At 71.4% G+C, this 7796-nt stretch carries 6 protein-coding genes; 2 read left to right on the top strand and 4 right to left on the bottom strand.

Features of this window, described 5'->3' with window-relative positions:
- The first annotated feature begins 427 nt into the window (after positions 1–427).
- Positions 428–1453 carry an ArsR/SmtB family transcription factor gene (locus ACWGH4_RS26290; protein WP_453465322.1) on the top strand — a complete coding sequence of 342 codons (1026 nt, stop codon included), beginning with the start codon at positions 428–430 and terminating at the stop codon, positions 1451–1453.
- On the opposite strand, the gene ACWGH4_RS26285 is transcribed toward ACWGH4_RS26290, so the two are convergent.
- Entirely contained in the window at positions 1419–2576 is a 1158-nt protein-coding gene (locus ACWGH4_RS26285; RefSeq protein ID WP_453465320.1) for an alkaline phosphatase PhoX, read from the bottom strand. The genes ACWGH4_RS26290 and ACWGH4_RS26285 overlap by 35 nt on opposite strands.
- A gap of 270 nt (positions 2577–2846) precedes the next feature.
- On the opposite strand from ACWGH4_RS26285, the gene ACWGH4_RS26280 reads away from it, so the two are divergent.
- Positions 2847–3269 carry a VOC family protein gene (locus ACWGH4_RS26280; protein ID WP_441262901.1) on the top strand — a complete coding sequence of 141 codons (423 nt, stop codon included), beginning with the start codon at positions 2847–2849 and terminating at the stop codon, positions 3267–3269.
- 139 nt (positions 3270–3408) lie between these two features.
- Here ACWGH4_RS26280 and nirD read toward each other — a convergent pair whose 3' ends face one another.
- Genes nirD through ACWGH4_RS26265 form a run of 3 tightly spaced genes read right to left on the bottom strand, consistent with a single transcriptional unit; the run spans position 3409 to position 7563 of the window.
- On the bottom strand, positions 3409–3768 hold the full coding sequence (gene nirD / locus ACWGH4_RS26275; protein WP_360038525.1) for a nitrite reductase small subunit NirD: 360 nt from the start codon (positions 3766–3768) through the stop codon (positions 3409–3411).
- Positions 3765–6380: a nitrite reductase large subunit NirB gene (gene nirB, locus ACWGH4_RS26270; RefSeq protein WP_453465324.1), complete on the bottom strand. Its 2616-nt coding sequence runs from the start codon at positions 6378–6380 to the stop codon at positions 3765–3767. Before nirB ends, nirD begins: the two co-directional genes overlap by 4 nt.
- A complete protein-coding gene (locus ACWGH4_RS26265; RefSeq protein WP_453465317.1) occupies positions 6367–7563 on the bottom strand; it encodes an NAD(P)/FAD-dependent oxidoreductase in 1197 nt (398 codons plus the stop codon). The genes nirB and ACWGH4_RS26265 overlap by 14 nt, the downstream gene beginning before the upstream one ends.
- Between the last annotated feature and the right edge of the window lie 233 nt (positions 7564–7796).

The following is a 7796-nucleotide window of genomic DNA, read 5'->3' as shown; positions in this document are numbered from 1 at the left end:
CCCCTTCTGCATGCCCGGGGGGCACGTGCCGAACGAAAGCGCTCCGCCCTTGTTGAACCGGAAGTCAGTTGAATCGCGGATCAGTCAACCTTCGCTGATTGACATCCAAACAAATTTCTTCTCTTTCGCGCCGGATACAACGGACGGAGCACGGCCGGCGGATCCCCACCCGCCGACCGCGCTCCATTACCCGTGCCGGACACGGAGCCGCAACCTCCATCACCGCCGCCGGACGCGCAAAGCCCCCCACGGTCCTCGCTGCGTCACATCGGTGAAGTAGGTTTCATGCCCGACGTCGTACAGCTTTTCGGTTGCCCCCCAGGACCCGCGAGGCGTTTCAACTGTGGCTGAAACACCGTGGTAACAACCTGTGATTGCATGCATACTCAGTGATGGGGGCGATTGCGGTTGCAACAGTGGGGGTTCGGTGCTTCGTATTCATTTCAATGCGGACGATCTGGCGCGCGTGCGGATGGCCGCCAGGCCCGACGCGTTGTGGGAATCGATTCTCAGTTTTCACCGATTGCGGGACCGAAGGGGCGCTCTGGTCTTCGGGGAATGGCGTTCCCAAGCACGAACGCGGTTGAAAGGTGAAACACGACTGCTCTCCGCGCTCGTTCCGCAGCGGGGCTATTTCCCGGATTTCCTCACCCCCGCGGAGGGCAGTGAAGGGCTCGACACGGGTCTCGAGGCGCTGCGGGCCACACCCCCGGCGCGGCTGCACACCGAGGTGGCTCTCGCCGCCGCCCACCGCTCGCCGCTGCGCTCCCTGCCCGGCCGGCTGGCGTCCCTCGCGGAAGGCAGGGCCGAGTCCGTCGCCCGGCTCGTCGCCGCCCTGCGGGCGTACTACCACGCGGCCGTGGAGCCCTACTGGACCCATATCCAGGGCCGGGTGGAGGCCGACCGCGCCGTGCGCGGCCGCGCGCTCCTCGACGGCGGCGCGGGCGAGCTCCTCGCCTCCCTGCCGCCGGTGCTGCGCTGGCGCTCACCGGTCCTCGAGGCCGACTATCCCGTCGACCGTGAACTGCGCCTGGACGGGCGCGGACTGCTGCTCCAGCCGTCGTTCTTCTGCCGGGGGACGCCGGTGGTCCTGCGGGACACGTCACTGCCGCCGGTGCTCGTCTACCCGGTCTCGCACAGCTGCGAGCAGGCCGCGGGAGACGTGACGGGCGCCTCGCTCGGGCGGCTCGTGGGGCATACGCGCTCCGCGATCCTCCAAGCCGTCCGCGGCGGCTGCACGACCAGCGAACTGGCCCGCAGGGCCGGCGTGTCGCTGGCCTCCGCGAGCCAGCACGCCGCCGTACTGCGGGAGGCCGGCCTGGTTGTGACCCTGCGCCACGGCAACGCGGTACTGCACACGCTCACCCCGCTGGGCGCCGCCCTGCTGCGCGGCGGCGCCACACCGGAGCCCGAGCTCGCTATGCGCGGAACGGCCCCTTCACCTCGTAGGTGATGCCGCCCGACGAACTGCCGGTGGTGCCGCGCTGGCTGGAGAAGTACAGGCGGGTGCCGTCGGGGGAGAAGGCCGGGCCGCAGATCTCCGAGGAGGACTGGCCGGTCACCCGGAGGAAGGGCGCGACGACATCGGCCGGAGTGATCACACAGATCTCCATGTTGCCGCCGTCCTCCGCGACGAACAGGTCGCCGGAAGTGGTGCCGGTGACGTTGTCGACGCCCGTGAGCGGCGCGGTGCCGGTGACGAGCGAGTCGTCGTAGGCGAGCTCGTAGGTGTTCGTCAGGAGGTTCAGCTGCCAGAGGCGGTTGTCGCCCTTGGTGGTGAACCACACGGTGTCGTTGGCGTAGTGGCAGCCCTCGCCGCCGTTGAACCTCTTCGCGCCCGAGACCTGGTCACGGGTGAGGGTGGGAGAGCCGTCGGGGTCCGGCACATTGGCCCAGGTGAAGCTGCCGGAGGTGGCGGTGCCGGCCCTCAGCACCTGGAGAGTGCCGGAGGACAGGTTGCCCCAGGTGGTGGGGACGAACCGGTACAGGCAGCCGTTGGACTCGTCCTCGGTCAGGTAGATCACCTTGCGCACCGGGTCGGCCGCCGCCGCCTCGTGCTTGAAGCGACCCATGGCCGGGCGCTGCACCGACGCGTTGACGCCGTAGGGGTCGGCCTCGTAGACGAAGCCGAGGCTGACCTCCTCGCAGGACAGCCAGGTGTTCCAGGGCGTCTTGCCGCCCGCGCAGTTCTGCCGTGTGTTCGACAGAATCCGGTAGGCGCCGGTGATCGCGCCCGTCGAGGAGAAGCGCACCGCGCTCGCCCCGCCGGAGGGGTTGATCTCCGAGTTCGACACGTAGATCCAGCCCGTGCCGTCGCTGTAGCAGGCCCCGCCGTCAGGGGCGTTGTGCCAGGTGTACGAGGTGGTGCCGACCCGCTGGCCGGACCGGGCGATCACCCGGCTGGTGAAGCCGGCAGGCAGCTGGATGCCGTTCGCGTCCGCCGGGCCGAGCGCCCCGTAGGGGCCGGGGCCGGGCTGGGCGGGGGCCGCGGAGGCGGCGCCCTGCCACAGCGTGAAGCCGAAGGCCGCCGCCGATGTACCGACGACGGCTCCGCGCAGGAAGCTGCGACGTTCCACTTGTCACTCCAGGGTGGGATGACTGCCCCGCGGCACCGGCCGGCGCCACGGGGTCGCGCGGTGAAGGAACCTAGGGCGGGTGGGTGACGCCCGGTGCAACGCGGGATGGCCGCGGTGGTCGTGCTCCAAGAAAAATTCCCTGCCCCGGACCGATGAGTCACGGCCGGCCCGTCCGTCTACCCCTTCGAACACACCGGACAGCACCTCGAACGCACCGGACAGCACCGCACCGCGCAGCGCCGCGGGGCACCGAATGGGAAAGAGACAGCCATGGCTCAGATGATCTTCGTGAACCTGCCCGTGAAGGACCTCGAGGCCAGCAAGGCCTTCTGGGGCAAGCTGGGCTACTCCTTCAACCCGCAGTTCACCGACGAGAGCGCGGCCTGCCTGGTCTTCAGCGACACCGTCTTCGCGATGCTGCTGACCGAGGCGCGCTTCAAGGACTTCACCAAGAAGGACATCGCCGACGCCGCCACCAGCACGGAGGTCATCCTCGCGCTGAGCGCCGACAGCCGTGAGAAGGTCGACGAGCTGGTGGACGCCGCCCTCGCCGCCGGCGGCTCGCCGTCCAACGACCCCCAGGACTACGGCTTCATGTACGGGCGTTCCTTCCAGGACCCCGACCACCACCTGTGGGAGGTCGTCTGGATGGACGTCGAGGCGATGCAGGAGGCGACGGCGGAGGGCGAGTGACGCCGCGTCCGCCGTCGCCGGGGAGTCCGGCCGCTCACGCGTCGCGAAGGTCAGGGCAGTGACAGACGACGCGTGAGCGGAGTCGGGTGAAGTGGTACGGGAGTCCCCCTACGGCCTGGCGGCCGTGGGAGGTGCCACCTCAGGCCACCCGTACCTCGTAGGCCGCCACCGCCACCGACTCGTCGTCCAGGCAGCGCCCGGTCGACAGGTCGAAGCGCTGCTTGAGCAGCGGCGAGGCGACGAACGGCCGTCCGGCCGCGGAGCCGACCAGACCGCGCGCGAGGACCTGCGCGCCGGTGAACGGGTCACGGTTGTCGATCGCGTACGGGACGCCGTCGCGGTCCAGGAACAGCGCGACCTGGCGGCCGTCCGGCAGCAGGGCGGCCACTCCGCGACCCGGGGTGAGCCGGGACAGGGGGCACACAGCGAGCCACTCGTCGGCGGGCCGGAGCTGGATCAGGACCTCCGTCGTGGCGGGGGCGAGGGTCGTCGCGGTCATCGGGCGGCACCTTCCAGGGTCTCTTCGAGCGAACGGATGGACAGCAGCGGCAGATCGGGCTTGACCTGGTCCCGCTCGGGCACGAACTTCACCGTCGGGTCCGGGGTGTCGGGCGCGTTGACGAACGACACGAAACGCAGCAGCCGCTCGGGGTCGTTCAGCGTCTCGGCCCACTCGTCGCGGTAGCCGGCCACATGGTCGGCCATCAGCGACTCCAGCTCGGCGCAGATCCCGAGGGAGTCGTGCACGACCACGTCCCGTACGTGCTCCAGGCCGCCCTCGATGCGCTCCAGCCAGGTCGAGGTGCGCTCCAGCCGGTCGGCGGTGCGGATGTAGAACATCAGGAACCGGTCGATCAGACGCACCAGTTCGGCGTCGGACAAGTCCTGGGCGAGCAGGTCCGCGTGGCGCGGGGTCGCGCCGCCGTTGCCGCCCACGTACAGGTTCCAGCCGTTGGCCGTGGCGATCACGCCGAAGTCCTTGGACTGGGCCTCCGCGCACTCGCGCTGGCAGCCGGAGACCGCCGACTTCAGCTTGTGCGGCGAGCGCAGTCCCCGGTAGCGCAGCTCCAGGTCGATCGCCATCCGCACCGAGTCCTGGACGCCGTAGCGGCACCACGTCTGTCCCACACAGGACTTCACGGTCCGCAGCGCCTTGCCGTACGCGTGGCCGGACTCGAAGCCCGCGTCCACCAGGCGGGCCCAGATCTGCGGCAGCTGGTCCACCCGCGCGCCGAACAGGTCGATCCGCTGACCACCGGTGATCTTCGTGTAGAGGCCGAAGTCGCGGGCCACCTCGCCGATGACGATCAGCTTCTCCGGGGTGATCTCCCCGCCGGGGATGCGCGGCACGATCGAGTACGAGCCGTTCTTCTGCAGATTGGCGAGGAAGTGGTCGTTGGTGTCCTGGAGCGCTGCCTGCTCGCCCTCCAGCACATAGCCGCTCGCTCCGATCGTGGGCGCCAGTGAGGCGATGATCGAACCGACGGTCGGCTTGCAGATCTCGCAGCCGTTGCCGCCGCGGGCCGCCTCCCGGCCGTGCGAGTCCAGCAGCTGCTGGTACGAGGTGACGCGCAGGGCGCGGACGATCTCGTACAGCTCCTGGCGGGTCTGGCCGAAGCAGCCGCACAGCCCCTTGTCGACCTCGACGCCGGACGCCTCGAGCTCGGCGTTGACGAGCTGGCCGAGCACCTTGACGCAACTGCCGCAGCCGGTACCGGCCTTGGTGCACTTCTTGACCTCCGGCACGGTGGTGCAGGAGTGCTCGGTGACCGCGCCGCGGATCGTGCCCTTGGTGACGTTGTGGCAGGAGCAGATCACGGCCTCGTCGGGCAGCGACGCCGGCCCCAACGCGGCCGGCGCGCCGGCCCCGGCGGGCAGCACCAGCTGCTCCGGGGAGACGGGCGGCACACTGCCGGTCAGCGCCCGCAGGGTGCCGTACGACTCGGCGTCACCGACGAGGATGCCGCCGAGCAGCGTGCCCTCCCCGTCGACGACCAGCTTCTTGTAGACGCCGGCGCGCGAGTCCGAGTACACGACGTCCAGGCATCCGTCGGCCGCGCCGTGCGCGTCACCGAACGAGGCCACGTCCACGCCGAGCAGCTTCAGCTTCGTCGAGGTGTCGGCGCCGGTGAAGGACCGCGTGCCGCCGTCGATCACGTCCGCCACCGCCTCGGCCATCTCGTAGCCGGGGGCCACCAGGCCGTACACCCGTCCGTCCGAGGCCAGCGCGCACTCGCCGATCGCGAAGACCGCCGGGTCGGAGGTGCGGCACTGCTCGTCCACGATGATGCCGCCGCGCTCGCCGACCGCGAGCCCGGCCTCACGGGCGAGCTGGTCCCGCGGCCGTACGCCCGCCGAGAAGACCACCAGGTCGGTGGCGAGCGTCGAACCGTCGGACAGCGCCATGCCGTTGACGGCGCCGGTCTCGCCGGCGAGGACCTCCTGGGTACCGACGCCGGTGTGCACCGAGAGGCCCATGTTCTCGATCGTGCGCAGCAGCGCAGCGCCGCCGCCCTCGTCGACCTGCACCGGCATCAGCCGCGGCGCGAACTCGACGACGTGCGTCTCCAGACCGAGGCCCTTGAGCGCGCCCGCCGCCTCCAGACCGAGCAGACCGCCGCCGACGACCGCGCCGACGCGTGCCGTCTTCGCGTACTCCTCGATCGCGAGGAGGTCCTCGATGGTGCGGTAGACGAAGCACCCCTCCGCGCCCTTGCCCGGCACCGGCGGCACGAACGGGTACGAGCCGGTGGCCATCACCAGCGTGTCGTACGTCAGACGGAGCCCGGCGCGCGAGGTGACGGTGCGCGTGGTCGTGTCGATGGTCTCCGCGGGGTCGTCCAGGTGGAGCTCGATGCCGTGCTCCGCCATGAAACCGTCCTCGACCATCGACAGGTCGTCAGGCGTGTTCCCGGAGAAGTACGAGGTCAGACGCACCCGGTCATAGGCGGGACGGGGCTCCTCGCACAGCACCACGACGCGTGCCCGCTCGGTGACGCCGCGCTCGGCGAGGGCCTCCAGGAACCGCTGGCCGACCATTCCGTGGCCGACGACCACGATCGTGGGAGTGGTCGCGGGAGTGGACTTCGCAGCCATGTCAGAGGCCTCCATCATCGGTGAGCAGGTGGAGCAGGGGGAGGGAGTCCGGCAGGGCCTCGTCGCCCTCCCAGGCCCGGGCGAGCGCGCCGACGGAGGCGAGATCCCCGAGCAGTACGCCGCCGACGAGCCGGTCCCCGCGGACGACGACCTTGCGGTACGCGCCCCGGGTGGCGTCGGCGAGCTGGACGACGTCGTCCCCCGGGCGGGGGGTCGGGTCGCCGAAAGCGGCCAGGTCGAACGGGCTCGTCGTGGAGGCGAGCGTGAGCCGGGTCAGTGCCCGGGTGCCGGTGTAGCGGGCGCCCTCGGCGCGGAGCACCCCGGCCAGCACATCGGCCTGCTCCAGCGCCGGGCCCGCCAGCCCGTGCACGACGCCGTCGTGCTCGGCGCAGTCGCCGATGGCGTGGATGTACGGGTCGGACGTGCGCAGTTCGTCGTCGACGACGATGCCGCGGCGCACCTCGAGCCCGGCGTCGACCGCCAGACCGACACGGGGACGCACCCCGCAGGCCAGCACCACGATCTCGGCGTCCAGCTCGAAGCCGTCGGCCAGGACCACGGCGCCGACGGCCCCGTCGGCGGTGGTCCGCAGACCGCGCACCCGGCACTCGGTGTGCACCTCGACGCCGAGGAGCTCCAGGTGCGCCCGCAGCAGCGCGGAGGCGGAGGTGTCCAGCTGACGCTCCATGAGGTGCTCGCCCTGCTGGGCCAGCACCACCTTCGCGCCGCGGGTGGCCAGCGCGCGGGCCGCGGAGACCCCCAGCAGCCCGCCGCCGACGACCACCGCCCGCGTCCCCGGTCCGACCGCGGCGGACAGCGCCGCGCAGTCGTCGAGGGTGCGGAAGGGGTGGACGCCGTCGGGGAGTCCGGGGCCGAGTCCGCGCAGAGGAGGCAGCACCGGGTTGGAACCGGTCGCCAGCACCAGGCGGTCGTATGCCACGGACGTGCCGTCCGCGCAGTGCACGATCCGCCGGTCCCGGTCGACGGCGGTCGCCCGCACACCGCGGCGCACCGGCACCTCGGGCAGCGCGATCACCTCGGGGCCGTAGCGCCCCGCGAGCACCTCCGCGAGCAGCACCCGGTTGTAGGGCGCGTGCGTCTCCTCGCCGAGGACCGTGACGCGGGCGCCCGCGCCGAGCTGACGCGCGAGCCGCGCGCCTGCCGTCCCGCCGCCGATCACCACGATCTCCGAAGTCATGCAAGCAGCGTGCGTCGGCGGTGTTACCCGGCAGGTTCCCTTCTGTTTCCCGTGGGGAACGCTGCGCTCAGCGCCGCCGCGGAGTGCCTGTGAGGCGCCGGGTCGGGGCGGGTTGCGCCTGCGGCGGGCTGTTCCCCTACCCGCCCCTTCCCGAAACCGGGCTCCGCCCGGACCCGTACCGCGCTTCGCGCGGTGCCCTCAATCTCCCCCTACGGCCTGGCGGCCGTGGGAGG

Source organism: Streptomyces sp. NPDC054847 (assembly GCF_053610925.1).
Note: the sequence above shows the minus strand (reverse complement) of the source record. Positions and strands in the feature narration are given on the sequence as shown.